The following is a 247-nucleotide window of genomic DNA, read 5'->3' on the forward strand; positions in this document are numbered from 1 at the left end:
CAAAAGTGGAGGCAACCCGATCGAAAAAGAGCCTAGGCTGATCAAAAGTGGAAGCAACCCGATCGAAAAAGAGCCTAGGCTGATCAAAAGTGGAAGCAACCCGATCAAAGAGGAGCCTAGGCTGATCAAAAGTGGAGGCAACCCGATCAAAAAGGAGCCCCGGTTGATCAAAAAGAAGTCTAAGGCGATCAAAAACGAACACAACCTGATCAAAGAGGAGCTCATGCTGATCAAAAGTGAAGGCAAC

1 protein-coding gene is annotated in these 247 nt (G+C 47.4%); it reads left to right on the forward strand.

Annotation, left to right across the window (positions count from 1 at the left end; genetic code table 11):
* On the forward strand, positions 1-247 hold a 247-nt coding region (locus B2R82_RS03560), incomplete at both ends, for a hypothetical protein (RefSeq protein WP_286923557.1).

This window comes from Lysinibacillus sp. UBA6686, from assembly GCF_002455205.1.
In the GTDB taxonomy this organism is placed as follows: domain Bacteria; phylum Bacillota; class Bacilli; order Bacillales_A; family Planococcaceae; genus Lysinibacillus; species Lysinibacillus pakistanensis.